The sequence below is a fragment of the Sinorhizobium fredii NGR234 genome, assembly GCF_000018545.1.
In the GTDB taxonomy this organism is placed as follows: domain Bacteria; phylum Pseudomonadota; class Alphaproteobacteria; order Rhizobiales; family Rhizobiaceae; genus Sinorhizobium; species Sinorhizobium fredii_A.
On record NC_012587.1, the window covers coordinates 698,632 to 724,892 of the forward strand.

Consider the following 26,261-nt stretch of genomic DNA (forward strand, 5'->3'; position numbering starts at 1 on the left):
ATGAAGAAGCTTATACTTGAGGCGCGCATCAACGAGTATGCAATGCGCGACCACAATAGGAACGTTCCTTGGACCTCCGACGAGATTGCGGAGACCGCAGCTAGGGTGCGTGAAGAAGGCGCGTCGATCCTGCACTTCCACGCGCGAACGGTCGACGGCCAGCCATGGAATACGTTCGAAGCTTACGATGATATCATTCGTAAGGTGAAGGCTAAGTCGGACATTCTCATCCTTCCCACGCTCGGCTTCATCTCGAACGATGCCGATGCCCGTAACCGGATTGATAATGTGGTTCGGCTTGCGCAAGACCCGATAACGAAGCCGGATATCGCACCCATCGATACCGGAAGCGCCAATCTCGAGACCTTCGACCGCGAAAGCGGCAACGTTTCCTTTGCCGAGCGTATCTACGTCAACACAACCGACTCGCTCGTGCATTATGCTCGCGAACTAAAGCAGGCAGGCGTGAAGCCCAAGATGGTAAGCTGGTCCGTCGGCTTTACCAGGCGGGCGCTCATGCTGATGGACATGGGATTAATCGATGAACCGGGCTACATGCTGTTTCACATGACGGACGGCAAGACGATTACCGGTCATCCCGGAACCCGGCAGGGGCTCGAGGCACATTTGATGTTCTTGCCGCCAGACCGACGGATTGAATGGACGGCAAACGTGCTGGGCGGCAACCTGCTCGCACTCGCAGATACCATTGCCACACGGGGCGGCCACCTAGCCATGGGTATCGGCGACTATCCTTATCCCGAGCTCGACTATCCTTCAAACGAAGTTTTGATCCGCGAGACTGTTCGGGTCATTCGGGCAGCGGGAAGGGAGCCAGCTACTCCAGAGGAGGTCCGTCAAATGCTTGATCTGAGTAACTAACTCGGTGTTGGCGGAACCTACACCGCGCCGCTTCTGAAAAAAAAGCAAGCGCGAGTAACTACGGCGGATAAACGCTCGCGCGCTTGACTGGCGGGGCGCCATTGAATGGCTGACGAGAAAGAGCGGACGCTAGGAAGGAGATTTAAAATGAATAGCGGTCGTCCTTTGGCAATGGTGACGGGCGCTTCGTCCGGTATAGGTTTCGAGCTCGCTAGGCAATTTGCGAAAAAGGGATTTGATATCGCGCTGTCTGGCTCCAGCGAAAAGATCTTCGAGGCAGCTGAAAAACTTCGGAGTGACGGCACTGAAACATTCGCGTTTCGGGCCGACGCAGGAACATACGAAGGAGTCGAAGCTTTCTGGCGCTTCGTGATGCATCTAAAGCGTCCGGTCGATGCGTGCGCGCCGAATGTGACCATTGCAGTAGGCGGAGCCTTTGCCGAGACTGCTTTGGAGGATGATCTGCGTGTCATAGCAGTCAACGTCACCGGAACAGTTCACATGCGAAACACGTCGTCAGGCATATGGTTGCGAACGGCAATGGCCGCATTCTGATTGTATCGTCGGTTTCCGCCACATCCCCCACGCCCTTCGAAACAACCTACGGTCCCTCGAAAGCGTTTGGTTTTTCGTTCGCCGAGTCGCTGCGTGAAGAACTGAGGGGAACGGGTGTTACGGTAACGGCCCTGCTTCCAGGCGCGACGAATACAAAATTCCATGCCAATGCTGGCATGGCCGACACGCCGATCGGAAAAGCGATGAAAAACGATCGGGAGCTCGTCGCGAAGCAGGGGTTCGATGCTCTTATGAACGACATTGACCATGTCGTGGGTGGAGACGATGCGACCAAACAGGTGGTGATCGAAAATCGCAAGCTGACAGAGACCGTCAAAGCGGCTCGCCATGCCGCGATAGCGCGAATAGGAACATAACCAAGCTAGCCATCGTGCGGCCTACCGGAGCGCTTGCCCGCGATCGGACGCCCTATCGGCGTTTTGTAATTCGGTCACTCAGCCCTGAGCCTTCAGCAGTGCCGCAACGAGGCCGGCGGTCGAGGAATCGTGGCCATCGGCGCTCTCCTTGCCCTCGACGACAGGCAGCAGGCCGGTCGCCAGCTCCTTGCCGAGCTCCACGCCCCACTGGTCGAAGGAGTTGATGTTGAAGAGCGCGCCTTCGACGAAGACGCGGTGTTCGTAGAGGGCGATCAGGCGGCCGAGCGCGAAGGGGTCGAGCTGGTCGTAGACGAAGGTCAGCGACGGCCGGTTGCCGGTGAAGACACGATGCGGCGCAATCTTGTCCGCTTTTGCCTCGTCCATGCCCTTCGAGGTGAGCTGCGCCTTGGCTTCGTCGAGCGTCCGGCCCTTCATCAGCGCCTCCGACTGCGCCAGGCAGTTCGCGATCAGCAGCTGGTGCTGGTGGCGGAGGTCTTTTTCATGGCCGTTCGCGGCGATCATGAATTCCGCCGGGATGATGTCGGTCCCCTGGTGGATGAGCTGGTAGAAGGCGTGCTGGCCGTTGGTGCCGGGTTCGCCCCAGACGACAGGTCCCGTCGAGAATTCGACCGGGGTGCTATCGAGCGTGACGCCCTTGCCGTTCGATTCCATGTCGAGCTGCTGCAGATAGGCCGGGAAGCGCGACAAGTGCTGGTCATAGGGTAGGATCGCCCGCGACGGATAACCGAGCACGTTGCGGTGATAGAAGCCGAGGAGGCCGAGCAGAACCGGAATGTTCTCACGGATCGGCGCGGTGCGGAAATGCTCGTCGATCGCGTGGCCGCCATCGAGGAAGCGGCCGAAATTCTCCTTGCCGATGGCGATCATCAGCGGCAGGCCGATCGCCGACCAGATCGAGTAGCGCCCCCCGACCCAGTCCCAAAAGCCGAAGACGCGGGCCTGGTCGATGCCGAAAACGGCCACCTTGTCGAGCGCGGTGGAGACCGCCGCGAAGTGGTGGCCGACGGCCGCTTCGCCGAGCTTGCCGGCGATGAAGCTGCGGGCGGTCTGGGCATTGGTCATCGTCTCGATCGTCGTGAAGGTCTTGGAGGCGATGATGAAGAGCGAGGTCTCCGGATCGAGCAGCTTCAGCGTGTCGGCGATATGGGCGCCGTCGACATTGGAGACGAAATGCAGCCGCGGGCCGTCGTGAAAGGGCGCGAGCGCCAGGGTCGCCATGACCGGGCCGAGGTCGGAGCCGCCGATGCCGATATTGATGACGTCGGTGATCTTCTTGCCGGTCGCGCCCTTGAGCGCGCCCGAGCGGATGCCGTCGGCAAAGGCGCCCATCGCATCGAGCACGGCGTTGACGTCCGGCATGACGTCCTTGCCGCCGACGAGGACCGGCCGGTTCGACCGGTTCCTGAGCGCCGTATGCAGGACGGCGCGTTCTTCGGTGATGTTGATGATGTCGCCACGGAACATGGCGTCGCGCTTCTCTTCGATCCGGGCTGCTTTCGCCAGCGCCTCCAGACCGTCGATAACCCTGTCGTTGGCGGCGCATTTCGAATAGTCGAGGAGAAGATCGCCGAGCCTCGTGCTGAAGCGCGAAAAACGGTTCGGATCGGCCGCAAAGGCGGCGCGGATGTCGGTTGCATTAGTAGCCGAAACGACGGACTTGAGCTGTTCGACGATGGTCTTCATGGGGATTTCCTGCGATCCAAGGCGCGAGGTAAGACGCTGTCATTTCCCGCCAGGGAAGGTTCAATCGCGCTTGCCGAATTTGGCCAGCGCCTGTTTGAGCTCGGGATGGTTCTGCGCGTACGAATCTAGGTCAACACCCTCGCGCGCGGCTTCCCATGCTTGTCGAACGGCTTTGACGCCCGCACCTGGACCGTCTGGATGACTGACGACGCCTCCGCCGCAGAGGTACAGGAGATCGAGCGTTCTTCCGGTTCGACGATATGTCTCAGGCGCCTGTCCACCCCATTGCCCCGAGCAAACGACCGGCATGGGCTTTTCCCCTGCGGACGTGAAAGGGGCGACGAGGTCGTGGAAAGACTGGACGAACGAATCGTCGGGCTCCCAATACTTGGATCCGATGCCGTTGATCTGGAACTGGTCGACGCCGAGCAGCCGCCAGTACTGCTGGTAAACAGAAAAATTCATCCCAAGGCCGGGGTGGCGGGTGAGGATGTCCCATCCGTTACGGTGGGCATGCAGCGCCAGTCTTGAACGCCTCCTCAAAAACAGGAAAGCACCTTGCCCAATAGAGTTTATGTTGATCACGGCCGCGTTTCCGCCGGCATCGGCGACGACGTCATGGTTTCTCATCATGACGTCGGGATCGACATGGGAGATGTTGAAGGCATACATTACCTTCTTGCCGGTCCGTTGCTCATGGTCCTTGATGAGAGGCATGATCGCTCTCACCCGCTCCTCGAGCGGCGAATAGGGCGGACCGCAGAGCTTCTCGTCATCCTTGATGAAATCAACGCCCGAGGCGATAAGCTCACTCACCATCTCGGCCGTTTCGTTGGGACGCAGCCCTAGCGCCGGCTTGATGATCGTGCCGATCAGAGGTCGGTCGAAGACGCCTGTCAGACGCCGCGTCCCCGCTATGCCGAACTGAGGCCCCGGGTAGGAAGCCCCGAACGCATGCGGCAATTGCATGCGCAAGACACGTATGCCGGTGAAGCCTCGGATCGAAAAGACTCCGCCGATCGTGATCGTCATCAAAGCGGAAAGATCGTCACCGACCGCTTCAATCGGAAAGGCGATGTCCGCTTCCGCCCGCCGATACGAAGGTCCCGACGCGTTTTGGGGGATCGAGGGCACGGAGATCGGGGGAAGCTCGCGGACGTCAAGCACGCGGGCGGCGACCCGCGCCTTCAGCTCCGGCGTCTCCCCCGGGAGGTCGACGAACGTGCCCGTCGACTGATCGCTGGCGATCTTGCTTGCAAACGATTGAGGATCCCCGTCGCATTCGATCATGTACGTCATGACGACGCAGTCGTTTCTATTCATGTCGTGCACACCGTTCGTAATCAAAACAGAAGGATCAAACCCTCGATTGCTCTCCGTCCGCGACGCAGATCTCGACTATCCGCAGCCCGTGATCGCTCAGGCGGGAGGGATAGAATTGGGCCAATTTTTCCTCATGCACCGGTATGATCCGACGCTCGTCATTCCCCACGATGCCCAGCATCTCTTCCGCTGCCTGGATCAGCTTCGTCTGGCTGCCATTCGCAAGGCCTGGGGGGACGAAACAAGGATCGAGTTGATCGTCGCCAGTCAGGTTCCGGTAGGTGTAGACGACGTCTCCGGACAAGACCAGCCTGTCATCGCTGCCTCTGTTTTGCACCACTACATACTGGGAGCCCGCGGTATGAGTGTCGTGGGCGGGATACAGGTGAATGCCCGGAAGCACATCTTCTCTCGGTCCTTCGAGAAGTTCCAGTCTGCCCTCGATGTTCGCCTGGGTAAGATAAAGTATATCGGCGGGGTTCAGCCCAGCCAACAGCGATCGAAACCGGCGACCCTTGGCAAGGATCCACATCCAGGATTCGAGCTCCTTCTTCTGAATGAAGATCTTTGCATTGGGAAAGAACTTCAGGCCGCCGATGTGATCGAAGTGGGCGTGCGTTATGAAGATGTGAGTCACGTCCTCAGGCCGGACGCCACATTCACCCAGCACTATCTCCGGCGGCGTCCACCCGGTTACTCCGATCGAGTTCGCTATCTCTCCCCCGAAATCGTTCGCATCGTGGCCGACGTCGACTAATGCGACCGCATCGGCCGTCCTGATCAGAATGTATGCGAATGGTAGATTCATCGTTCCCTGGTTATGGGCGCCGTAATAGACACCGCTCACCGGGTGAACAGGGCTTCGGGCATACTCAAGCACCCAAACGGAATGCGCTCCCATGTGTTTCCTCCGCGTTTGCGAACAAAGGCCCTGCGCAACATCCGCTCGCGTCGAATGTCATGGTGCCCAATAGCGCAGATGCCCGTTTCAATTCCAACGAAGCTCTCGTCAGCAACCTCAAGAGCTCGGTACTCTGCCTTCCCAGCAGTCCTTCGAATGACCTCTGGGCCTGTAAAAGGTCAGAGCGGACTCGGCCGAGATGCCGAGCTGCATGTTCGAGTGCCGCCAAGCGCCTCCTTTTGTCGCCCCCCTGTCCGACGGACTCCAGTATATCGGCGGCACGGCACGACAGCTGGGCGAAGAGCAGATTCATGCCGGGCTCTCTCAAGCCGAGGTGCATGAACGAGAACAGTGCGAGCACCTCGCCGTAAGCCCGGACCAGGGTCTCCAGTCCAGACCGCTGCTCCTGCAATTCAACGGCGTTTGCGACTTCGTTGCAGGAGAACGGAATAAGGGCCCGCTGATACCCCATAACCGTCACGCCTCCGCAGGGAGTGGCGCAGTTGCTGGCAGCAGATCAGCTGATTGCAGGGCGTTCCAGAATGCGGGCGGAATGCGCTCGTTGATCGCCGCCACGTTCTGATCGACTTCAGCACTGCTTTTCGCGCCCATGACTAGTGTGGCCACGGCGGGGTGGGCATATACGAACTGCATTGCGGCAGCCGGCAAGCTGACCCGGTATTCCTCGCATACAGCTTCGATCGATTTGACGCGGTCGAGGACGGCGGCCGGGACTTTCCCGTAGTCGTATGTCGCCGTTGCGCCAGAGGTTCCGCTGGCCAAAATACCCGAATTGAAGATGCCGCCTGCGATGATTGAGACATTTCTCGACAAAAGCTCGTCGAAGGCGGAGTGCAGGGGTTCGTGGTTGAGCAATGTGTAGCGTCCGGCCACCAGGGCGCACTCGATAGGGAACTCCCGGGAGACACCTACGACGGAATCCGTTTCATTGACTCCGAGGCCAATCGCCGAGACACAGCCGGTGGACCGCAGTTCGTCCAATGCCTTGTACCCGGAGGCTCTCAACTGATCCCAGTAGAACTCGCTTCGATCGCCGTGCCAGGCGCGCCCGACATCATGTACGAGCAGGACATCGATGTAATCGAGACCAAGACGCTGCTGGCTGTCCTCGAACGACCTCATGATACCGTCGTAGGTGTAGTCGTAGGTGTCCAAGAAGGGCAGGGGATCGATCCACTCGATTCCATAGACGGTGTCGAGCTTTTTCGTGCGGCTGGCTGGCTTGAGGACACGGCCGACCTTGGTGCTCACGACGACGTCGTCTCGCAGCTTATTCACTCTCAGGGCATGGCCCAGGAAATGCTCGGACTTCCCGAAGCCGTACATGGGAGCGCAGTCGAAGTATCGAATGCCGGCAGCGTAACCCGACAGAATCGTCTGCTCGAACTCGTCGTATGATACGTCCGCGTTGAAGCCCGAAATGGGAACCGTTCCAAGCCCCAGTGACGTTACCCGCACATTCGATTTGCCGAGCGGGCGCTTTGCCAGGTCCGACATCATATATTCCTTTTCTTGACTACGAAGTTTTCAGGCGGCCGATGTCATGATCGGAGCCGCTTCCGGGATGAGGCTCTTTGCCTTGAGCGCGGACCAGAACCCTGGCGGGATCTTCTCGGAAATCGCCTTGACGTTCGCCTCGACGTGGGCAGTGCTAAGGGCGCCTTGGACCACCGCAGTGACGGCCGGGTGCGAGTAGACGAACTGCGTCGCCGCCGTCGCAAGCGAAATGCCAAATTCGCCGCAAACTGCCTCGAGAGCTTCAACGCGCTTCAGGATTTCGGGGCTGGCTGTCTGATAGTCGTACGTCCGAACCGCAGCCGCACCTTTGCTTCCCTCTGCCAGGACGCCGGAATTGTAGACGCCGCCTGCGATGATTGCGATCCCGCGGCGCTGAGCCTCGGGGAAGAAGTCTTCAAGAGGCTGATGGTTAAGCAGCGTGTAGCGGCCCGCGACCAACGAGCAATCAAGATTAAATTCGGCAGCGACTTGTAGAACAGACGCGGTCTCGTTGACGCCGAGCCCTATCGCCTTGACTGCTCCGCTGCTCCGAAGCTCATCGCAGGCCCGATACCCGCTCTGGCGGAGCTGCGAGAGGTAGAGGTCGTAGCTGTCGCGATGCCAGACGCCGCTGACGTCGTGGAGATAGAGAATGTCGACGCCATCAACGCCCATGCGCTGCTGGCTGTCCTCGAATGAACGCATTATCCCGTCGTACGTGTAGTCGTATTCGTCGACGTAAGGCAGCGGGTCGATCCAGTTGATGCCGTAAAGGCTCTCCGCCCGCTTCGAGCGGCTCGCGGGCTTGAGGATACGTCCCGCTTTAGTGCTGATGACCACGTCCTCGATGATACCGTTCACGCGCAGCACATGACCCAGGCTGTGCTCGGACTTGCCGAGGCCATAGAGCGGTGCCGTATCAAAATACCGCACGCCCAGCTCGTAGGCCTTCATGACCACGGCTTCGAAATCGGTGAACGGGACCCTCACGCCGCAACCGCCCAATGGCGAGGTACCAAGACCCAGTGAAGTCAGTTCGACTCCGGTGTTACCGATCTTTCTCTTCTCTAGCACAGTCATATTTCACCTTGATCTGACAGTGGCGAGCCCGTTGAATGCGGGCTCGCCAACAATAATCACATGTACTTTTTGACGTTATCTTTGTCCAAGATCAGCCATGGAACGACGTAGTCCTTCTGTGTGCCGTCCTTCCACTCCATCAGGCCGTTCCATACCTCCGACTGCGGCTTGTATTCCGTGCCGATTACCTGACGCAAAGCAAGATCTACTGCACCTTGCCCTTCCGCCCTCGCATACTTGTACAGGGTGACCGCCATTTCGCCGTTCTCCACGGCGCGCTTTGCGTCCGGGATGCCGTCGATCGCAATGACCGGCACCTTGCTAAGGTCAACGTTGGCTGCCTTCATGGCTTCAATAGCGCCGAGCGCCATCTCGTCGTTCTCAGCGAGGACGCCATTGATCTGGTCGGGATAGGCGGAGAGCCAGTTCTCCATGAGAGCCTGGCCCTCGGCGCGGCTCCAATTGCCGCTCTTGTCGGCGAGCAGCTTGAGGTTCGAATGCGCTTCGAGCCCGGCGTCGACGCCGGCGCGACGTTCAATCTGGGCCGACTGGCCGATTGGCCCTTCCATGAGGACCAGATTGCCGCCGCTCGGGAGGCGCTTCGCCATTTCCTCGGCGATGATCCTGCCGCCTTCGCGATCGTCGACGATAATCGACGCGGTATAGTTTTTCGACGAGGTTTTGAGCGCCGAGACGATCACCGGGACCTTTGCCTCGGCCGCCTTGTCGATGGCCGGCGCGGAAGCTTCGAGATCGAACGGGGCCATGATGATCGCATTGAACTGCTGGGTCAGCGCCGTATCGATCTGGTTGGCTTGGATAAGCGGATCGTATTTTCCATCAAAAACCGTGATCTCGACCTTGCCCTCCTTTACGGCAGGGTGGTTCTGGATCTCTGTGGACCAGGCCTTCATGTATTCGCCTGCCTCGCCGAAAGAAAGTGCAGCAATACGGATCTTCTCTTGGGCTGCGGCGAGGTCCGCACCAAGCAGCATCGTCGAGGCTGCGATCGCGGCAATGAACGTACGTCTGTTAATCATATTCTCCTCCGATTTTTTTGTTGCTATTGGCAACGATTACTTGCGTATCTGGTCTGCGATCACGGCTAAGACTATGATGGCTCCTTTCAATAGTTGCTGGTAATATGACGACACGCCCATCAGATCCATCCCGTTGTTGATGGTGCCGATGATCAATGCGCCGAAGAGGGTCCCTACGAGTGAGCCGCGTCCGCCCGAGAGGCTCGTGCCGCCGATCACGACTGCCGCGATGGCGTCGAGTTCGTAGCCGATGCCCGCCTGCGGCAGTGCCGCCGTCGTGCGGGCCGTCAGCACAAGTCCGGCAAGCCCGGCGAGCAGACCGCAGATCACGTACGTGGCAGCGATGATGGTACGGGTCGAGATGCCGCTGGTCCTGGCCGCTTTTTCATTGCCGCCAACGGCGTAGACGTAGCGTCCAAAAGTCGTCCTCGAGAGCGTGAGCCAGCCAATCAGGAACACGGCGAAGAAAATGAGGACGGGGACAGGGAGGCCAAGGACGTTTCCGCTGCCGATCCACCGCAGGGAAGCGGTAAGGTTAGCGATCGGCCTGCCGTCGGAATAGATTAGAGTGAGGCCCCTGGCCATGCTCAGCATTCCGAGCGTCGCAACAAAAGGCGGCACGTTGATCCGGGCGATGAGAACCCCGTTCGCGAGGCCGACGACGGCTCCGGTACCGAGCGCTGCAAGAATACTCCAGATCACAAGGTGCTCGTTCCCGGTTGTCACCAGGTTGGCTGCCATCATTCCGGCGAGTGCCATGACCGATCCGACCGACAGGTCGATGCCCTTTGTCAGGATGACGAACGTGACGCCGATGGCGAGAATGCCGTTGATGCTCGACTGGCGAAGAAGGTTGAGCCAGTTGTTCCAGGTGAGGAAGTACTGGTTCAGCGAGGTGAAAAGCACGCAGATTGCGAGAAACACCAGAATGATGCTGAAGGACTTTATGAAGTCCTTGGTGATCTCGGCTTTCCTGCGCTCCGACGGAGTGCCGGTGGCGATCTTGGTGATGTTAGCGTTCATTTGACTCGTCCTAAATCCTGCCGCGACACCGGCAGCAGTAGCTTGCCGAACCTGAGGGAGCGCAGACTCCTCAACTTGCGAGCTCCATGATCATTTGCTGGGTGGCGCCATGGCCGTCGATGACGTCGACCAACGTTCCTGCCTTGAAAATCGCGATCCTGTCGCTGACCTGGAGGATCTCCGGAGCCTCGGACGACACGACGAGAACACCGTGACCCTTGGCGGCGAAGTCCCGCAGGAAGGCGTAGATCTCCTGCTTGGAGCCTTCGTCGATGCCGCGGGTGGGCTCATCGCAGATCAGAAGTCGGGGATTGGTCGTCAGGCATCGCGCGAAGACGACCTTTTGCTGGTTTCCGCCGCTCAGATTCTCGACCGCAAGCTCGGAGGAGCTGGTCTTGATCCGCTGGGAGCGGATCATCTCCTCGACGACTTCGCGTTCCTTCTGCTGCTTCACGAAGCCGCTGACCGCCATCAGGGAAAGGGCGGAAAGCGTGATGTTGTGGGCGATCGAAGACGACAGGACCAAGCCGCTGTCCTTGCGGTCCTCGGACACCATCGCCATGCCCATCTTGATCGATTCACGCGGCTTGCCGCGCGGAACCGGCCTTCCTGCAAGCATCACCTCGCCGGATGTCGGCGTCTCCATCCCATAGACCGCCTCCAGGAACTCGGTCCGGCCGGAGCCGAGGAGGCCGTAGATTCCGAAAACTTCGCCGGCGGCGACGGAGATCGAAATGTCCTTGAATTCGCTCTCGCGGGACAGGTTGCGGACTTCAAGCAAGATGGGAGCACCTGCGTTCGGACGCTCTTTCTCGACGACCTTGACCTCACGCCCGACAATATGAGTGACAAGCTCCTTGCGGGTGGTCTCCTTCATGGAGCCGCTTACGATGTAGTTGCCGTCGCGGAAGACCGTGAACTCGTCCGCAATCTCGAAGATTTCTGAGAGCTTGTGTGAAACGTAGATAATGCCCGAGCCACGATGCTTCAGACGATCGATCGCCGCGAACAGGATGTGGGCTTCGTGCTCGCCGATCGCGGAAGTCGGCTCGTCCATGATGACGATATCCGCATCGAAGCTCAGCGCCTTGGCGATCTCGACCAACTGGGTTTCGGCGAGGCTGAGATTTGACATACGGGCATTGGCACGGATCGGGAAGCCGATGTCGTCCAGGAGCTTCTGCGCTTGCGTCTCTAATAGGGCAAAATCGATGAAGGCCCCAAGACGTTTTGGCTCCCTTCCGAGATAGATGTTCTCGGCGACAGTCATTTCCAGAACCGGAGAAAGCTCCTGGGTGATGATGGCGATGCCGTGATCGAGCGCCTCGCTGGCGGAGCGGAAATCGACCACTTCACCCTTAATCTTGATGCTGCCCTCGTCCCTGCGCAGAAGACCCATAACGATGTTTAGGAAGGTGGACTTCCCAGCCCCATTTCCCCCGCACAAGGCGTGGACGCTCCCCGGACGAAGCTTCAGGTGCCCGTTACGCAGTGCCGGAACGCCATGAAACGCCTTCGCAACACCATCCGCCTCTAGCAGAAGACCGTTTCCGGTCGTCGAGTGTAGTGTGGTGTCGAATGTGACACTTCCCGTCGTCATAAAACCTCCCAAGGCCAACTCCTCATCAGCCTCGGAAGAAGGTATAAGGTCATACCTATTTTGACAAGCGGTTTTTTTCCCTTTATTCAAACAGCGAGACGGAAGGGGTTTTTCAATGATCATTGATGTCGCAGCCGATCCCGCAGCGGGGATCACTTCAGCTGTCGAGGCGCTCGGGAGGGGCGATGTGATCGCGGTGCCGACCGAGACCGTTTACGGGTTGGCCGCCGACGCGACTAATGAAGCCGCGGTATCCCAAATTTTCGATATTAAGCGTCGACCGGGTTTCAACCCGCTTATCTGCCACTGCTCCGATCTTGAGATGGTCAGCGAATTCGCGACCCTGGATCCGGTCAGTCTCCGTCTTGCGGAAAGGTTCTGGCCGGGGCCGATGACGTTGGTGCTCAACTCGAACCCCGGCAGGCTTCCATCCGTGACTACGGCCGGCCTGACCACCGTCGCCATCAGAATTCCCATGGGATTCAGCAATGGCTTGATCAGGTCCTATGGAGGGCCGCTGGCCGCCCCCAGCGCCAATATATCGGGAAGGGTGAGTGCGACGACAGCAGCGCACGTCGAGAGCGAATTCGGCGATGGAGTACCGTTGATACTCGATGGTGGCCCAACGAAGATCGGCGTCGAGTCCACTATCCTGAGGGTCCGCGAAAATGGCATCGAGTTGCTTCGTCCTGGCGGCCTGCCGATCGAGCTCGTCGAGCATGCTGCAGGTCTTCAAGTCAGCGCCCCAAACCTGTTCCGCAAAGTGCTCGCACCGGGAATGCTGACATCGCACTATGCTCCGCGCGCGATGGTCAGGCTGAACGCCACGGGCGTCGGGCCAGGCGAGACGCTCCTCAAGTTCGGCGATGCCATTGTTCCGGGCGAAGGGGCCTGCGCACGCGTTTTCAACCTGAGTCCGGAGGGCAGTCTCGAGGAGTTTGCGGCGAAATTGTATGCGACCCTCAAAGAGGCCGACGATGCCGGCGCGGAATCCATAGCAATCGTTCCCATACCGGACGAGGGCTTGGGGCTGGCGATCAACGACCGACTCCGGCGAGCTGCGGCGCCGCGAACCTTGACACTCGGCGAACTCGAGCAGGCGGCGGTTCGAAATAGGGAAGCCAGGTGATGCGAAGTTTCGGCGAGGGGGCCATGGATTGTCCCCGGCGCCCGGCCACCGAGCAGTTTCTTGACGTGACGCACGTCCTTCCCGCATCAAGGCAGCGCGTTCAGGTGGAATGGCGACCCGACGCGTGGCAGACGCCCGGCAGTTGCCAAGCGTCTTGAACTGCGGCCGTAGCCGTCACATCAGGCCGACGACATCGTGGGGTACGTAGGGAGCTTCAAGCCGCTGGATTTCGTCGTCGGTCAATTTGACGGCCAGAGATCCCACCGCATCCTGCAGATGGCTTGGCTTGGTAGCTCCGATGATAGGGCAGGTCACGCCCTGCTTTTGCAGCACCCACGCCAACGCTATTTGCGCTTGAGGCAGGCCGCGTTCCACGGCGATCTTGGCAACTTCGTCCACCACGACCCGATCTGCGGCCGCGGCCTTCTCGTAGAACCTGCCGGTGACGTTGTCCGTTTCCGCGCGTTTGGACTGAGATCCGCTTCCCTTCGTGAGAATACCGCGTGCCAGCGGGCTGAACGTCATCACGCCGATGCCTTCGGCACGGCACAGCGGCAGCATCTCGCGTTCCTCCTCGCGATAGATAAGATTAAGATGAAGTTGCATTGATGCGAACGCAGCCCAGTTGTTGCGCTTTGAGATCTGGATCGCCGTTGCGAACTGCCACGCGTACATGTTGCTCGCGCCGATGTAGCGAACTTTGCCCGCCTTTACCACGTCATTGAGCGCCTCGAGCGTCTCCTCGATGGGCGTTTCGCTGTCCCAGAAATGCGTCTGGTACAGATCGATGTAGTCCGTTCCCAGGCGACGGAGACTGTTGTCGACCTCGGACAGGATTGCTTTGCGCGACAGGCCGGCGCCGTTCGGGCTGGCGTTCATCCGCCCGAAAACCTTGGTTGCCAAAACAATTTCATCACGCCGGCCGTGTTCCTTCAACAGCTTGCCGACGATCTCCTCGCTGGTGCCGTCGGAATAAACGTTCGCCGTGTCGAGGAAATTGATCCCGGCATCCAGCGCCTGCTGGAAAAGCGGCCGCGCCTCGGCTTCGGCAAGCGTCCACTGGTGATTCCCCCTTTCAGGTTCTCCAAAGCTCATACAGCCCAACGCCAAACGCGAGACCTTAAGTCCAGTCGCTCCTAAGCGAACATATTGCATGTTTTCACTCCCTAAGGTATGAGGTATGACCACCTCTATCAGAGACAGGGCTGGGCGTCATTAGAAATTTTTGCGGAATGTTACCGCTCTTCTCAAAATAACAAAAAATATGTGACTTTGTAATTTCCGCTTGTGATTTTTAAAAAAGCGCACGACATTGGCCACCATCGAGAAGATCATACCTCACACGTTATGGGAGGAAGAGTTGACAGCAGTTTCGGTCCGCGATCTGGCAAACGCTATCCGCGTCCTATCAATCGACGGCGTGGAGGCGGCCAATTCCGGTCACCCTGGAATGCCGATGGGCATGGCCGATGCGGCGGCCGTTCTGTTCGGCAAGCACCTCAAATTCGATGCGAGCGAACCCGGCTGGCCGGATCGCGACCGGTTCGTGCTGTCGAACGGCCATGGCTCGATGCTGCTGTACAGCCTTCTCCACCTAACCGGTTACAAGGAAATGACCATTGAGGAGATCCGCAATTTCCGCCAGTGGGATTCGAAAACGCCGGGCCACCCGGAATACGGCCACACCGCCGGCGTCGAGACAACGACGGGGCCACTAGGGCAGGGCATTGCGTCCGCGGTCGGCATGGCTATCGCGGAGCGGCGCCTGGGCGCGGAATTCGGCACCGCGCTCGTCGATCACCACACCTATGTCTTCTGTGGAGACGGATGCCTCATGGAAGGCGTCGGCCAGGAAGCTGCCTCGCTGGCGGGCCATCTTCAACTCGGCAAGCTGATCGTCCTCTATGACGACAACTCCATCACGATCGACGGTTCGACTGCGATAGCGTTTTCGGAAGACGTGCTTGCGAGGTTCGATGCATACGGATGGCACACGCAACGCGTAGATGGCCATGACGCTGAAGCAATCGACGCGGCGATCTCGAACGCGAAAGCGGAAACATCGAGACCGTCCCTCGTCGCGCTGAAAACCATCATTGGGTTCGGTTCTCCGTCAAAGGCAGGAAAGAGCTCGGTGCACGGCGCGCCGCTGGGCGCGAGCGAAGCCGCCGCGACAAAGACGGCCTATGGCTGGACGGCAGATCCTTTCGAGATTCCAACGCCGATCCTGGAAACATGGCGCGCGATCGGCGCGAAGGGCGCGAAGTCCCGCAGAGAGTGGCAAGCGCGGCTCGAAGCAGCGGAACCTGACGTCAAAAGCGAGTTCGAGCGTCGCACCGCGGGATCGTTGCCGCCGCATTACGAGGAGACGGTGAACGCCGCCAAGGCGAATCTGCTCGATAGGCCGCAATCAGTGGCCACGCGCAAGGCAAGCCAGATCGCCCTGGAGGCGCTGACGGAGTTGCTTCCCGAAATGATTGGCGGCTCGGCGGACCTTACCCACTCGAACTTGACGCGTGTTCCGGCCGTCGACAGCGATTTCACCGCCGTTAGAAGCGGGCGTTATGTCAGCTATGGCGTGAGGGAGTTCGCAATGGCCGCCGCAATGAACGGCATGGCGGTTCATGGCGGCTTCATACCGTATGGCGGCACGTTCCTCGTATTCTCGGACTATTGCCGCAACGCCATTCGCGTGGCGGCTTTGATGGGCGCGCGCTCCATCTTCGTGATGACGCATGATTCCATCGGTCTCGGAGAAGACGGCCCGACCCACCAGCCCGTCGAGCATCTTGCCAGCCTCAGGGCGATGCCGAACTTGCATGTGTTCCGGCCGGCGGACACGATCGAAACGCTCGAATGCTGGGACATCGCGATAACCAGCAAGAACACGCCGTCCGTCCTGGCGCTATCGCGGCAGAATGTTCCCCAGCTCCGCTCGGAACGCGATGGCTCCAATCGCTGCGCGCGAGGAGCCTACGTGCTGCGGGAAGCCAGCAGGGAACGCGCGGTCACGCTCATCGCGACTGGAACGGAGGTAGTGCTTGCGATCCAGGCCGCCGAAGAGCTCGAAGCGAGAAATATTCCAGCCGCGGTCGTCTCGATGCCGAGCTGGGACCTCTTCGAAAAACAGGCCAGGGACTACCGGCACGCGGTGCTGGGGGACGCGCCACGCATCGCGGTGGAAGCGCTCTCGAAGTTCGGCTGGACCAGGTATGTGGACAGCGAAGACGACGTGATTGGGATGTCCGGCTTTGGCGCGTCCGCGCCGGCGGAGACGTTGTACGAAAAATTCGGAATTACCCGTGACGCGATAGTCGCGCGCGCAGTTGCAAGGGTGAGGGGCGAAGAATGAGCACTCCGGCAACTCTCGCCAGCGACGAAGCCTCCTTCCAGCACGAGTCGGTCGATGAGTACCTCTCGACATGGGCGGGTGAGGACCGGTCGCGACAGCGCGTGACGGCACTTATCAACGGGGTCTTGGACGCAGCATGTCTTCTGTCGGAGCGTATTGCGACCGGTTCGCTGGAAGGCGATCCGGCGCGACTTGTCGGTTCCAATTCCGACGGAGACGCGCAAAAGGCCATCGACGTTGCTTCGCATGCGTTGTTCGTCGAGATTCTGGAACGGGCAGGGGCCGGACGGATCCTCTCCGAAGAGGCTGACGAGCCTGTTGTGTTCAAGGGTTCGGGGTTCGGTGTGGCTATCGATCCGATCGATGGTTCAGGCAACGTCGGACTGGGCGCCCCGGTGGGCACGCTCTTCTCGATCATTCCATTCACCGAAACTGAAGACCCGTTCTTGACTTCTGGCAGGCGGCAGGTCGCCGCCGGATATGTCTCCTTCGGCAACACGATCGACCTCGGCTTCTCCGTCGGAGACGGCATGCTGCTTGCGACGATGCATCCGCAGACCGGCGAGTTCTTGATTGTGAGAAGGCAGGTCCGGATACCGCCAGACACCTCGGAACTCGCTTTCAACGCTTCCGTTCACCGCCACCTTCAATCTGGTCTCAGCCTGTATGTTCAGGACTGCCTAGCGGGCAGCGCGGGATCGCGCGGCCGCGATTTCAATATGCGCTGGCTGGGATCGGCAGTCGGAGAGCTCCACCGGATACTGCTCAGGGGCGGTGTTTTCTTCTACGCCGCCGACAAACGACCGGGGTACCAAAATGGACGGCTTCGCCTGGTGTACGAGGCAAACCCGATCGCGTTCCTGATGGAGCAGGCCGGGGGGCGGGCGACGGACGGCACTTCGGCGATCCTGGACAAGGTCCCGACCTCCCACCATTGCCGCACGCCGCTTGTCTTCGGTTCGGCGACCGAGGTCGATCTTATCGCGAGCTATCTCAATTCCAATCCAACCAGCGAGTGAGATTTCATGGCCAGGATCACTCTCCGCCAACTGTTGGACGACGCCGCCGAGCACGGATACGGCGTCCCGGCGTTTAACATCAACAACATGGAGCAGGCGCTCGCCATCATGGAAGCGGCCGATGACACGGATTCGCCTGTCATTCTGCAGGCGAGCCGCGGCGCGCGGGCATATGTGAACGACATCATGCTCAAGCACATGATGGATGCGGTGACGGAAATCTATCCGCATATTCCCGTTTGCGTCCATCTTGACCACGGAAACGAACCGAGCACCTGCGTCACCGCGATTCAACACGGCTTCACTTCGGTGATGATGGACGGGTCGATCCGTGCTGACGGGAAGACGCCGGCGGACTGGGACTACAACGTAAAGGTCACAAAAAGCGTCAGCGAGACGGCCCATTGGGCAGGCGTTTCGGTGGAAGGGGAACTTGGGGTTCTGGGCTCGCTCGAGACCGGCATGGGCGAAGCCGAAGACGGGCACGGTGTCGAAGGTAAGCTCGATCTGCATCAGCTTTTGACCGATCCCGACGAGGCCGCGAAATTCGTCGAGGAGACGAAGGTGGACGCGCTCGCCGTCGCAATGGGCACCAGCCATGGAGCCTACAAGTTCTCGCGCCGCCCGGACGGGGACGTCCTAGCGATGGATGTTATCGAGGCGATCCACCGAAAGCTGCCGAACACGCATCTTGTCATGCATGGTTCCTCGAGCGTCCCGGAGGAATTGCAGGAAATCTTCAATAGCTTCGGCGGCCGGATGAAGCCGACTTGGGGCGTGCCTCTCGATGAAATCCAGCGGGGCATCCGGCATGGCGTCCGAAAGGTCAACATCGACACCGACTGCCGCATGGCCATGACGGGGCAGGTACGCAGAGTGCTTGCAGAAGACCCGACGGAATTCGACCCCCGCAAGTACTTGAAGCCCGCAATGACGGCGCTTTCGAAGCTCTGTCGCGAAAGATTCGAGGCCTTCGGAACGGCCGGACGCGCGAGCTCGATCAACGTCATCCCACTTGCAGAAATGGCGAAGCGGTATCGGGCAGGCTCGATATAGGCCGAGGCAACGGCGATTTAGAACGGAGATGTTTGTGAAGCGGGACGAGCGCAGGCAGCAAATCATCGACATGCTGGTCGAGAACAAGACCGTCGGTCTCGACGAGCTTGCCGATCACTTTGCGGTCTCGAAGATGACGATCCATCGTGACCTCGACGACCTCGACCAGGAAGGAGTTTTACGGAAGGTCCGCGGTGGAGCGACGATCGACGCTGGGACGAGGTTCGAAAGCGACTTCAGAATTCGCGCGCGCCAAGACAACGCAGCCAAGATCGGAATGGCGCAGGCCGCTTTGGAACTGGTCGAGCCGGGTATGACGGCGGTGCTCGGCGTGATGCTGCCGCAGAAGCGGCCGCTCACCCTAATCACCAACAATGCGGAGATCATGGAACGGCTGAAAGGCGAGTTCGGCATAACGCTGATAGCTCTCGGCGGCATGTATTCGGCGAAATTCAACGCTTATCTCGGCATCGTCACCGAGGATGCGCTTTCTCGGTTGAGGGCGGACATCGCCTTCATTTCAACCCCCGCCATGAGCGGCAGGATCGCCTATCACATGGACGACAATGTCGTGCGTGCGAAGCGCGCGATGATTTCGTCGTCGGCCAGGGCCTGCCTCTTGGTCAACCACCAGCGATTCGGCCACACCGCCTTGAACGTGCTGGCAGACGTAGCTGAGTTCGACGCGGTTATCACCGATCGCGCGCCTGGGACTGCTGTTCTGGACGAATTTGAACGGGCGGGTATCAAGCTCACCATTGCATCGACGCAGGATCCGACATGACCGGCAAATCGCGCTTCTGGATTGGCACCAGCTGGAAGATGAACAAGACGCTTGCGGAGGCCGAGCACTTTGTGCGCGGCCTCAAGGCCGCAGATGCGACGCATGATCCGCGCATCCAGCGTTTCGTCATTCCGGCTTTCACCGTCCTTCGCGAGGTCAGGGCAATGCTCGCCCAAACCTCCGTGAAGGTCGGCGCGCAGAACATGCACTGGGCCGACCAGGGCGCTTGGACGGGCGAAGTCTCGCCGCTGATGCTGAAGGACTGCAATCTCGATCTGGTCGAACTCGGCCACTCTGAGCGGCGTGAACACTTCGGGGAGACCGACGAAACGGTGGGCTTAAAGACCGAAGCCGCCGTCCGGCACGGTCTTATTCCGCTGATCTGCGTAGGTGAGACGCTGAGGGACCGCGACAGCGGTAACGCACCGGAAGTCCTGGCCGCCCAGGTACGCGGCGCGCTTTCGAAATTGACCGCTTCGCAGAAAACGGCCGAGGTCCTCCTTGCCTACGAGCCCGTCTGGGCCATCGGCGAGAAGGGCATCCCGGCAACCGCCGAGTACGCAGGTGCGCGTCAGGCCGAAATTATAGCTGTCGCCGAAGAGGTGGTCGGCCGAAAGGTCCCCTGCCTCTATGGCGGGTCGGTCAATCCGCAGAACTGCGAAGAACTGATTTCGAGCCCGCACATCGACGGGCTGTTCATCGGCCGTTCGGCATGGAACGTCGAGGGGTACCTCGACATCCTTGCGAAATGCGCCGCCAAACTCCGAGGAGAGAGAGAATGAAGGTTGCCATTGCAGGAGACAGCGCAGGCGAAGGTCTCGCCAAGGTGCTGGCCGAACACCTGAAAGGTCGCTTTGACGTGTATGAAGTCTCGCGGACCGAGGCCGGTCCCGATCGGTTTTACGCCAATCTGTCGGAGCGCGTCGCCTCTGGCGTGCTCGACGGCACATACGACAAGGCCATTCTCGTTTGTGGAACCGGAATTGGCGTCTGCATCGCAGCGAACAAGGTTCCGGGCATCCGCGCCGCCCTGACGCACGACACCTATTCCGCCGAGCGTGCTGCCCTTTCGAATAACGCGCAGATCATCACATTGGGTGCTCGTGTGATCGGGCCGGAGCACGCTAAGTCGATCGCCGAAACGTTTCTGGGCAAGACGTTCGACGAAGGCGGCCAGTCGGCGGGCAATGTCAGGGCGATCAACGACCTGGACAGCAAGTATCATCCCCGCGCGCCAAGCTCGAGCAGATAGACGTCGAACTGGGGGGACGGCGGCGAGCGCCTCGGGCAATTGGTCACGCGCGAGGCAAACCCTGAAGCAATATGGGGTGAGCACATTTGCTCCAAGTCGATGCCGTCGAGCAGGTAACAGAGATATCTCATGTAGGGAGGCGGCAGTGCGTATTGGGGCATTAAGAGAACGGTATCCAGAGGAAGCGAGAGTAGCGCTGACTCCCGAATCTGCCGTCCAATTGAGAAAATTGGGCCATAATTGCTTGATCGAGGCGGGAGCTGGGAGCAGGTCGGGTATTTCAGATGATGCATATCGCTCCGTGGGCGTAGAGGTCGTGCCTGACGCGAGGGCTCTCATAGCAGCTTCCGATGTCGTCGTGAAAGTTCGCAGTCCCGAAGGGGATGAAGCGAAGAGCCTGAACGATGGTCAAACGCTGATTTCCTTCCTGTGGCCGGCCCAGAACCCGGATCTTCTCGAGACCTTTCGGGACAAGAACATCACGGCCGTTGCCATGGACATGGTGCCACGCATCTCCCGTGCACAGAAAATGGACGCGCTGTCCTCCATGGCCAACATCGCCGGGTATCGCGCCATCATTGAGGCGGGCAACCAGTTCGGCCGCTTCTTCACTGGCCAAGTGACGGCTGCTGGCAAAGTGCAGCCGGCAAAGGTTCTCGTAGTTGGTGCCGGCGTAGCTGGGCTTGCAGCGATCGGTACGGCTGTCAGCCTCGGTGCCATAGTACACGCCTTCGATGTTCGTCCCGAAGTCGCCGAACAAATCGAAAGCATGGGTGCGAACTTTGTCTTCCTTGAATTCGAAGCAAACCAGGATGGCGCTGCAACGGGTGGCTATGCGGCGCCTTCCTCGCCGGAATTCCGCGAGAAGCAGCTTGCGAAATTCCGAGCCCTTGCGCCAGAAATAGATATTGTCATCACCACGGCGCTGATACCTGGTCGCCCAGCTCCCAAGCTCTGGCTGGAAGACATGGTCGCCATGATGAAGCCCGGCTCTGTCATCGTCGACCTGGCCGCCGAGCGCGGCGGCAACTGCGATCTAACCGTTCCCGATCAGCGTATCGTCTCGCCGAACGGTGTGGTCATCATCGGCTATACCGATTTCCCGAGCCGCATGGCGGCTCAGGCCTCCATCCTCTATTCGACGAACATCCGCCACATGCTGGCCGATCTAACGCCTAACAAGGATGGCGTGATCAACCACAACATGGAAGACGACGTTATTCGCGGCGCGACCGTGACCAAGGGCGGCGAGATCACCTATCCGCCACCGCCTCCGAGGATCCAGGCCATTGCCCCCGCCAAACCAAAGGAGAAGGTGAGGGAGCCGACAGCGGAAGAAATGCGGGCCGCGGAAGCCGCCGCCTTTCGCAAGCAAACGACCAGTCAGGTGGGGCTGCTCGTTATTGGTGCTCTGCTTCTAGCCTTGATCGGGTCCTATGTGCCGTCTGAGTTTATGGCGCACATTGTGGTCTTCGCTCTCGCTTGCTTCATCGGATTCTCGGTGATCTGGAACGTAAGCCATTCGCTGCACACTCCGCTGATGGCCGTTACCAACGCGATCTCTGGCATCGTGGTTATCGGGGCCCTTTTGCAGATCGGTTCGGGAAATTGGCTGGTCGTGATCCTCGCTGCACTGTCGGTTCTGGTTGCCACTATCAATATCGTAGGCGGCTTCATGGTCACCCGCCGCATGCTTGCCATGTTCCAAAGGTCGTGAGGGGGCGGCACCAATGAATCTTGGACTTGTATCAGCAACCTACCTTTTCGCTGCCGTTCTGTTCATCCTGTCGCTTGGGGGGTTATCAGGCCAAGAGAGCGCCAAGCGAGCTGTTTGGTATGGCGTGGTCGGGATGGTCCTGGCTGGCGGTGCCACCATCCTCTCGCCCGACGTCAGCTCTCTATCGCTCATCCTTCCTGTCATCCTCGTCGGCGCTGCGCTCGGTGCGATTGTTGCCAGGCGCGTGCAGATGACCGAAATGCCCCAGCTCGTCGCAGCATTGCATTCATTCGTTGGCCTCGCTGCCGTATTCATCGGTTTCAACGCACATCTCCAGCTAGCGGATGTAGCCGGAATGGACGAAACGACTCGCGAAGGTCTGACGGGCTTTGCGAAAGTTTTGGCACACAAACTTGCGGACCCGTCTGGTGTCTTAGTATCGATCATGAAGGTCGAGGTGTTCCTCGGCGTGTTCATCGGTGCCGTCACCTTCACGGGTTCGGTCATCGCATTCGCCAAACTCGCAGGCAAGATTGATGGCAAGGCTATGAAGTTGCCGGGGGGCCATGTTCTCAATGCCGGCTGCGCGATCGCTTCGGTTATCCTCTTGGGGTTCTATTTTCAAAGCAATGATTTGTGGCCGCTCGCTGCCATGACCATTTTGGCTCTATTCATCGGTTATCACCTGATCATGGGCATTGGCGGAGCCGACATGCCAGTCGTGGTCTCCATGTTGAATAGTTACTCGGGCTGGGCAGCTGCGGCCATCGGTTTTACCCTCGGCAACGACCTTCTTATCGTCACTGGCGCTCTGGTTGGCTCGTCGGGTGCAATCCTTTCCTACATCATGTGCCAGGCGATGAACCGGTCCTTCATCTCCGTTATCCTCGGGGGCTTCGGGAGTACGACGGCTCCGGCGACGGAAATAATCGGTGAACAGGTGGCCATCGATGCAGACGGAGTTGCAGCTGCCCTCAATGATGCTGACTCAGTCGTTATCATTCCGGGCTACGGCATGGCGGTGGCACAGGCTCAAGGTGCGGTTTCGGAAGTGACCCGCAAGCTGCGCAGTAAGGGCAAGAATGTACGCTTTGCAATCCATCCAGTAGCTGGCCGTCTTCCCGGTCACATGAACGTGCTGCTTGCGGAAGCGAAGGTGCCTTACGACATCGTTCTTGAAATGGACGAAATCAATGATGACTTCCCGGAAACGGACGTGGCGATCGTCATAGGCTCGAACGACATCGTCAACCCTGCAGCACAGGAAGACCCGAACTCTCCAATCTCCGGAATGCCGGTGCTCGAATGCTGGAAGGCAAAGCAGGTATTCGTGTCCAAGCGTGGCCAAGGCACTGGTTACTCGGGCATCGAAAATCCGCTGTTCTACAGGGACAACACGCGCATGTTTTATGGCGACGCCAAGTCCTCGCTCGAAAAGCTGCTTAGATTGATGGATTAAGTTCTTAGCATTCCCTCGCTCTGTGAACGTGAGCCGGGTCTCCCACCGGTCTCATACAGAGCGTTTGCCCCGCAGGCTTTGCCTGCGGGGTCTTTTTTTACTGGGCTGTATGCCAGTTGCTGGACCGTATTCTCTTTTGTGCCTGATACACCAATCCATCATAGACAAGTAAATCTAAAATCAGGATTGTTCGGAGTGCGTCAGGTTAGCCTCGACACTCTTTCGGTTCTGGACCCAACTTCGCAATTACGAATGGACGAGGCAAACCCCATTACCATGTTAGCCGAGCAGGCAATGCGGACTGGCTATCGACGGCATCGCGTCCATCGGGAATGCTGTAAACACACCTTTTCGGGTCGACCAGTTGGCCGCGGAGATCGCCGAACACTGCTGTCCAATACCAATTGTGAGGCGTTCGTTGTCGGTATCTGAGTAGGACCGCTTTAACTCGAATTAAAGGTATTAGGTATAAGGTTATACCACTTCTTGAAGTGGAACTTCGATACCGCTGCATGACGCAGCACGGTTTGCCTCATAAGCGTCGACAGCCCGGAAAGATGGACTAGACGCTAACTCACCTCGTTCGATAAATTTGCTTCCAGCGGCGGAGGAATTATGCGCGATATTCGGGAATTTGGCGTGGCGCTACGTTTGTCGATCGCTTTCGGGTTGCTGTTGTTCGCAATGGGAGTTCTGTCCCTTTCGTCAATCAGGCAGGTGAATGAGATAAACGCTAAGCTCAGCCTCATAAATGGCAGTAACAGCCAAAAATACCGGAACGGCATTGATATGCTCGGAACGGTCCGTGATCGAGCAATGGCATTGCGCGACATCGTTTTGACCGACTCAGATACGGATAAAGCGACGACAATCGCGATGATGAAAAAGCTGCAGGCGTCCTATGCCTCCAACGCTGCGGAATTGCAGAAGGCCGTGAATGCTGATGTCTTCAGCACTGCCGCTGAGCATCGTCTTGTTGATGGTCTGAAGGCATTTCAGAATGAAGCGGAACCACTAATCGCCGAAGTTATCAAGCTGACACTGGATGGAAAAAAAGACCAGGCAAAGCCACTCCTCTTAAATCAACTTCGACCCAAGTTGACGGCATGGATTGGTGCTTTGAACAAATTAATCGATTACGAGCAAGCATTAAACCAGGGCGTAGGCGGCAAAGTCAAGGCGGCTTCTGACGAGTTTAAGTCCCTGACCCTCACTGCGCTAAGTGTGGCTGCTTTGTTCGGGATATTTGCGGCAGCGCTCACTACCCGCTCAATCATAGCGCCTCTGGCGAAGCTGCAGCAGTCAGTCCGTCAAATGATAGCGGGCGACATGCAGATTGACCGAGTAATTGAGCGACGAATGGATGAAATCGGCCAGCTAGCTAGGCAGATATCCAGCCTTAAGACCCATCTCTCAGAAAAAGCTGAGCGCGATGCGGTTGCCGAACATCATCGACAGGATGCTGAGCGGCAGCGTTTGGAGACGGAAGGGGAAGAGCGCCAGCGGGCTGCCGAACAGACTAGTTCAGCCGTCGAGCAAGTTGCCGAAGCTTTGAAACAATTGTCGAAAGGCAATCTTCACATTCAGCTCGATCGGCCTTTCACGGAAGCTCTTGAGCCGCTCAGATTGGACTTCAATTCAGCGATCAGCCAGCTTCGTGATGCGATGTTCGAGGTGAACTATAACGCGCAGGCGATTGCTGCGGGTGCTGAGGAAATCCGTACTTCCTCGAGCGAGCTCGCGACCAGGACGGAGCAGCAAGCTTTAGTTGTTGAGCAAACGGCGTCGGTCCTCGCAGATATGACAAGGCAGGTGGTGGACGCAAGCCATAGGGCACACGAAGCAGGGGTCCTGGTCGGTGAAACCAAAGAGAATGTCGAGAGGTCAGGCACTATAATGCGCGATGCTGTTGAGGCTATGACGAAAATTCGGGCCTCGTCGCTTGAAATAGGCGATATCATCGGCGTTATCGATGAAATCGCGTCTCAGACAAACCTGTTGGCGTTGAACGCAGGCATTGAGGCAGCTCGTGCTGGTGAGACTGGCCGTGGGTTTGCGGTGGTTGCGCAGGAGGTCAGAGACCTGGCACAAAGGTCTGCGGCGGCCGCGAAAGAAATCAAGTCCTTGGTTGAGGTATCTAACCTACATATAAATGATGGGGTCCAGCGCGTGCACCAAGCCGGCGATGCGTTGGGCCAAATCGTTGTTCAGGTGCAGAGTGTTAACCAAAACGTCGACGCCATTGCTCAAGTTTCTCGCACTCAAGCCGACGGGCTCAAGGACATCAATTTCTCAGTAGAAAAAATTGAATCAGCGACACAACAAAACGCAGCGATGGTGGAAGAGTCGACCGCTGCCGTCCACAATCTCGCGAAAGAGGCAGCCTCGCTTTTCGAGATGTTATCCAGGTTCCAGATGGACGACGGGCCAGCAGACACCAAGCGCGTAGAAGAGTCAGCGTTCTCTGTGGCCGTAGCATCGTCGGCGTGA

20 protein-coding genes and 1 pseudogene are annotated in these 26,261 nt (G+C 58.8%); 12 read left to right on the forward strand and 9 right to left on the reverse strand.

From position 1 onward, the window contains the following. Positions 1-882 carry a 3-keto-5-aminohexanoate cleavage protein gene (locus NGR_RS14540; protein WP_012707221.1) on the forward strand — a complete coding sequence of 294 codons (882 nt, stop codon included), beginning with the start codon at positions 1-3 and terminating at the stop codon, positions 880-882. Positions 883-1,053: 171 nt separating this feature from the next. Continuing rightward, positions 1,054-1,814 (forward strand): annotated as a pseudogene (locus NGR_RS14545) (SDR family NAD(P)-dependent oxidoreductase). Between the two features lie 78 nt (positions 1,815-1,892). On the opposite strand, the gene pgi reads toward NGR_RS14545, so the two are convergent. The 8 genes from pgi to NGR_RS14585 form a co-directional block, all read right to left on the reverse strand. Further along, a complete protein-coding gene (pgi, locus tag NGR_RS14550; protein WP_012707224.1) occupies positions 1,893-3,518 on the reverse strand; it encodes a glucose-6-phosphate isomerase in 1,626 nt (541 codons plus the stop codon). Between the two features lie 60 nt (positions 3,519-3,578). Then, positions 3,579-4,841 (reverse strand): 3-oxo-isoapionate-4-phosphate decarboxylase OiaX, encoded by a 1,263-nt coding sequence (gene oiaX / locus NGR_RS14555; RefSeq protein WP_012707225.1) that lies wholly within the window; start codon positions 4,839-4,841, stop codon positions 3,579-3,581. A gap of 34 nt (positions 4,842-4,875) precedes the next feature. Further along, complete coding sequence (locus NGR_RS14560) at positions 4,876-5,742, reverse strand: N-acyl homoserine lactonase family protein (protein WP_012707226.1); 867 nt, start codon at positions 5,740-5,742, stop codon at positions 4,876-4,878. A 477-nt stretch (positions 5,743-6,219) separates the two neighbouring features. Beyond that, positions 6,220-7,260, reverse strand: a complete 1,041-nt coding sequence (locus tag NGR_RS14565; protein WP_037434743.1) for an aldo/keto reductase — start codon at positions 7,258-7,260, stop codon at positions 6,220-6,222. Positions 7,261-7,290: 30 nt separating this feature from the next. Further along, positions 7,291-8,340 (reverse strand): aldo/keto reductase, encoded by a 1,050-nt coding sequence (locus NGR_RS14570; RefSeq protein ID WP_164924209.1) that lies wholly within the window; start codon positions 8,338-8,340, stop codon positions 7,291-7,293. Positions 8,341-8,396: 56 nt separating this feature from the next. After that, a complete protein-coding gene (locus NGR_RS14575) occupies positions 8,397-9,380 on the reverse strand; it encodes a substrate-binding domain-containing protein (RefSeq protein ID WP_012707230.1) in 984 nt (327 codons plus the stop codon). 36 nt (positions 9,381-9,416) lie between these two features. Beyond that, positions 9,417-10,403, reverse strand: coding sequence for an ABC transporter permease (locus tag NGR_RS14580; protein WP_012707231.1), 987 nt, complete (start codon positions 10,401-10,403; stop codon positions 9,417-9,419). Between the two features lie 70 nt (positions 10,404-10,473). Beyond that, entirely contained in the window at positions 10,474-12,003 is a 1,530-nt protein-coding gene (locus NGR_RS14585) for a sugar ABC transporter ATP-binding protein (RefSeq protein ID WP_164924594.1), read from the reverse strand. Positions 12,004-12,118: 115 nt separating this feature from the next. On the opposite strand from NGR_RS14585, the gene NGR_RS14590 reads away from it, so the two are divergent. Beyond that, complete coding sequence (locus tag NGR_RS14590; protein ID WP_012707233.1) at positions 12,119-13,132, forward strand: L-threonylcarbamoyladenylate synthase; 1,014 nt, start codon at positions 12,119-12,121, stop codon at positions 13,130-13,132. Between the two features lie 174 nt (positions 13,133-13,306). Here the strand turns inward: NGR_RS14590 and NGR_RS14595 are convergent, their stop codons facing one another. Further along, complete coding sequence (locus NGR_RS14595) at positions 13,307-14,287, reverse strand: aldo/keto reductase (RefSeq protein ID WP_012707234.1); 981 nt, start codon at positions 14,285-14,287, stop codon at positions 13,307-13,309. A gap of 205 nt (positions 14,288-14,492) precedes the next feature. On the opposite strand from NGR_RS14595, the gene tkt reads away from it, so the two are divergent. The 9 genes from tkt (at position 14,493) to NGR_RS14640 (ending at position 26,261) form a co-directional block, all read left to right on the forward strand. Continuing rightward, a complete protein-coding gene (gene tkt / locus NGR_RS14600) occupies positions 14,493-16,484 on the forward strand; it encodes a transketolase (protein WP_012707235.1) in 1,992 nt (663 codons plus the stop codon). After that, positions 16,481-17,503, forward strand: a complete 1,023-nt coding sequence (locus NGR_RS14605; RefSeq protein WP_012707236.1) for a class 1 fructose-bisphosphatase — start codon at positions 16,481-16,483, stop codon at positions 17,501-17,503. Before tkt ends, NGR_RS14605 begins: the two co-directional genes overlap by 4 nt. Positions 17,504-17,509: 6 nt before the next feature. Further along, a complete protein-coding gene (gene fba, locus NGR_RS14610) occupies positions 17,510-18,559 on the forward strand; it encodes a class II fructose-bisphosphate aldolase (RefSeq protein ID WP_012707237.1) in 1,050 nt (349 codons plus the stop codon). A gap of 34 nt (positions 18,560-18,593) precedes the next feature. Beyond that, on the forward strand, positions 18,594-19,343 hold the full coding sequence (locus NGR_RS14615; protein ID WP_012707238.1) for a DeoR/GlpR family DNA-binding transcription regulator: 750 nt from the start codon (positions 18,594-18,596) through the stop codon (positions 19,341-19,343). Continuing rightward, complete coding sequence (locus NGR_RS14620; protein ID WP_012707239.1) at positions 19,340-20,125, forward strand: triose-phosphate isomerase; 786 nt, start codon at positions 19,340-19,342, stop codon at positions 20,123-20,125. Before NGR_RS14615 ends, NGR_RS14620 begins: the two co-directional genes overlap by 4 nt. Continuing rightward, the gene (locus NGR_RS14625; protein ID WP_012707240.1) at positions 20,122-20,595 is read left to right on the forward strand and encodes an RpiB/LacA/LacB family sugar-phosphate isomerase; all 474 of its coding nucleotides are present in this window, start codon (positions 20,122-20,124) and stop codon (positions 20,593-20,595) included. The genes NGR_RS14620 and NGR_RS14625 overlap by 4 nt, the downstream gene beginning before the upstream one ends. A gap of 145 nt (positions 20,596-20,740) precedes the next feature. After that, positions 20,741-22,312, forward strand: coding sequence for a Re/Si-specific NAD(P)(+) transhydrogenase subunit alpha (locus NGR_RS14630; RefSeq protein ID WP_164924210.1), 1,572 nt, complete (start codon positions 20,741-20,743; stop codon positions 22,310-22,312). Between the two features lie 13 nt (positions 22,313-22,325). Beyond that, on the forward strand, positions 22,326-23,771 hold the full coding sequence (locus NGR_RS14635; protein ID WP_012707242.1) for an NAD(P)(+) transhydrogenase (Re/Si-specific) subunit beta: 1,446 nt from the start codon (positions 22,326-22,328) through the stop codon (positions 23,769-23,771). Positions 23,772-24,386: 615 nt separating this feature from the next. Beyond that, on the forward strand, positions 24,387-26,261 hold the full coding sequence (locus NGR_RS14640; RefSeq protein ID WP_012707243.1) for a methyl-accepting chemotaxis protein: 1,875 nt from the start codon (positions 24,387-24,389) through the stop codon (positions 26,259-26,261).